This is a genomic window from Streptomyces sp. NPDC055078, assembly GCF_053607985.1.
In genome coordinates this window covers 1-3,015 of the sequence record NZ_JBSGUP010000852.1, presented here as the reverse complement: position 1 = coordinate 3,015, position 3,015 = coordinate 1, and the positions used below count along the sequence as shown (strand labels likewise).

General features: G+C 70.4%; 3 protein-coding genes. 1 reads left to right on the top strand and 2 read right to left on the bottom strand.

Going from position 1 to position 3,015, the window contains the following annotated elements:
- Nucleotides 1–60: 60 nt before the first annotated feature.
- Nucleotides 61–762, bottom strand: coding sequence for a TetR/AcrR family transcriptional regulator (locus ACWF94_RS37655; RefSeq protein WP_453499306.1), 702 nt, complete (start codon nucleotides 760–762; stop codon nucleotides 61–63).
- Between the two features lie 330 nt (nucleotides 763–1,092).
- On the opposite strand from ACWF94_RS37655, the gene ACWF94_RS37650 reads away from it, so the two are divergent.
- Nucleotides 1,093–2,478, top strand: coding sequence for an MFS transporter (locus ACWF94_RS37650; RefSeq protein WP_453499304.1), 1,386 nt, complete (start codon nucleotides 1,093–1,095; stop codon nucleotides 2,476–2,478).
- Between the two features lie 72 nt (nucleotides 2,479–2,550).
- Here the strand turns inward: ACWF94_RS37650 and ACWF94_RS37645 are convergent.
- A partial coding sequence (locus tag ACWF94_RS37645; protein WP_453499302.1) for an electron transfer flavoprotein subunit alpha/FixB family protein occupies nucleotides 2,551–3,015 on the bottom strand: 465 nt, incomplete at its 5' end.

The following is a 3,015-nucleotide window of genomic DNA, read 5'->3' as shown; positions in this document are numbered from 1 at the left end:
CTCCGGGAGAAGGGGGCATCGCCCCGAGGCGTACGCGCACGGAGGGGGTACGCCGCCCCGTCAGTTCTGCGGTGTCGCGCGGCCCTGGGTGAGGGCATCCTCCAGCGGCTTGAGCAGGACGGAGACGCCTTCCTCGAAGATCTCCTCCTGCGTCTGCATCGACTCGCTCATGGCGGCGATCACCCGCCGCAGGGTAGGGTACTCGCCCGGAGCCTGCCCATCGATCCCGGAGCGGACCTGGGACCAGTACACCGTGTTCCTGTCCCAGCTCCGGCGGTCGGGTTGCAGGGCCGCACAGCCGATCAGAAACCGGTTGATCGCCGCGAACATCCCGACCGCGTCCCGGATGTCCAGTCCGGCGTCCAGCGCGATCGCGTACAGGCGCTCCGCGCGGCGCAGCCCGGCGGGCAGCGGGGCGTTGCCGGTGTCCAGCAGATGCAGCCCGGGATGCCGCAGCAGCAGCCGGTAGTTGGCCCGCAGGGCGTCCTTCACCGTCTCGACCGGCGCCGTGGTCGTGCCGGGGGGCAGCGGAAGGGCCGCCACCAGCCGGTCGTGGAGCGCCAGCAGCAGTTCGTCCTTCGAGCGGACGTGGCGGTACAGGGACATCGCGTCGGCGCCCAGTTCGGCGGCGACGGATCGCATCGTGACCCCGTCGAGCCCGTCCCGGCCCAGCACCTCCTCGGCGGCGGCGAGGATCTTGTCCTGACTGAGGGTGCCCCGCGGCGTGCGCCGTTTCGAGGTGGTCGTCTTCTTGGCAGCCATATGGATACCTTACAAAGGAACGCGGTGCGGTGAACCGGAAGGTCGACTCTCGTAGTCGACGTTGTATCCTACATAGTTAGTCACTGGTGTATAGGCATATACAGGCGAGCAAGCCCTTCGACCGGATGGCTTCGTCGAGATCACCGGACTGCTCCCCGTCTTTTGTTGCTTCTCCATGAAGTCTCCATGGCTGTGATGACTCACAGTGCACTCAGTTCCGTCGCCGTCCCACACCGCTGGAGGCCCTCCATGGCACCACCTTCCTTCCCGGGCCCGGCCCCGGCCGCAGCCCCGCCCGCCGGCCCGCGGTCGGGCACTGCCGTCACGGTCGTGATCAGCGGTACCTTGCTGGTCTTCGGGATGCTCGAAGCTCTGCTCGGCCCGGCCCTGGTGGAAATCCAGAACGCTGTCGGCGCCTCGGCCGCGTCGGTCACCTGGGTGTTCACCGGACTGCTGCTGTCCGGTTCCGTGGCCGCCCCGCTGATCGGCCGGCTCGCCGACCTGCACGACAAGCGGAAACTGTTCCTCATCGTCCTCGCGGTCGTCCTCACCGGCATCGTCATCGCGGCCCTGGCCACCACGATCGTCGTGCTGGCCGTCGGGCAGATCCTCAAAGGCGTCGGGCTCGCCCTCGTCCCCCTGTCCCTGGGCATCCTGCGCGAGACCCAGCCTGCCGACCGGGTCAAGGCCGGCACCGGACTGATCCTGGGCGTGACGGCGCTCGGCGGCGTCGCCGGCGTCCTCTTCTCCGGCCACGTCGTCGAGGCGCTCTCCTACCGCTGGCTCTTCTGGCTGCCGTTCATCGCGCTGGCCCTCCTCGGGCTGGCCGCACTGCGCGTGGTGCCGAGTACGGCCCCGGCCCCCGACAGCGCGCAGGGCGGTATCGACTGGCCGGGAGCGGCCCTGCTCACCGCCGGACTCGTCGGGCTGCTCATTGCCCTCACCGAGGTCAACTCCTGGGGCTGGACGTCAGGACGGTTCCTCGCCCTGTCCGTACCGTCCCTCTTTCTGCTCGCGGTGTTCGTCGCCGTCGAACTGCGGGCCGAGCACCCCCTGGTGGACCTACGGGTCGGCGGGCGTTCCGTCATGATCGGCTGTGCCGTGGTCGCCGCCATCGGGTGGGCCTCCAGCACGGCGCAGATCGCCGTGCCCATCATGGTGGCCGCGCCCGGGATGACCGGCTACGGCCTGGAGTCGACCGCGACCCTCGCCGGATATGTGATCGCACCCGTCGGCATCGTGGCCGGGATCATGTCCGTACTGACCCGGCGGCTGGAGTCGTACGTCGGCGGACGCACCCTCATGGTGACCGCCTGCGTCTGCCTCATGGCTTCCACCGCCCTCATCCTGACCGGTCCCCCCGAACGCTGGACGCTCGCCGTGGCCTCCGGTATCGCCGGTCTCGGCGTCGGTGTGGGCTTCACCCAGGCCATCAACCTCCTGGTGACCACCGTCCCCGCCGAACGGGTCGCGAGCCTCAGCGGCTTCGTCTTCGTCGTCAAGGGGCTCGGCGGCATTCTCGGTGCCCAGCTCACCGGGACCCTGCTCGCCCGTGAGGTCATCCCCGGCACACCCCTGCCCACCTGGTCCTCGGTGACCACGGCCTACTGGATGGCCACGGGCGTCGGTCTCCTCGCCGCTCTGCTCAGCGCTGCCCTGCCCCGCCGGTCCGCCCCGGCACCTGCCGCCGCCCCGGCCGCGCCCGCCGAGGTATGACACACCACGGCCCTGCCGCCGGCGATCAGCCGGGCGGCAGGGCCGTGGCGTCGGGAAGGGGACGGAGCCCGCTCAGTCCTTCCGGGCCCTGATCTCCGCGGTCAGCCGGGGGACGACCTCGAAGAGGTCACCGACCACGCCGTAGTCGACCAGCTCGAAGATCGGCGCCTCGGGGTCCTTGTTGACGGCCACGATGGTCTTCGAGGTCTGCATGCCGGCCCGGTGCTGGATGGCGCCCGAGATGCCCGAGGCGATGTACCGCTGCGGGGAGACCGACTTGCCGGTCTGGCCGACCTGGTTGGTGTGCGGGTACCAGCCGGCGTCCACGGCGGCACGCGAGGCGCCGACGGCGGCACCGAGCGAGTCGGCGAGGGCCTCGATCAGCGCGAAGTTCTCCGAGCCGTTGACGCCACGGCCACCGGAGACCACGATCGCGGCCTCGGTCAGCTCCGGACGGCCGGTCGACTCGCGCGGGGTACGGCCGGTCACCTTGGTGCCGGTCGCCTGGTCCGAGAAGGACACCGACAGCGCCTCGGC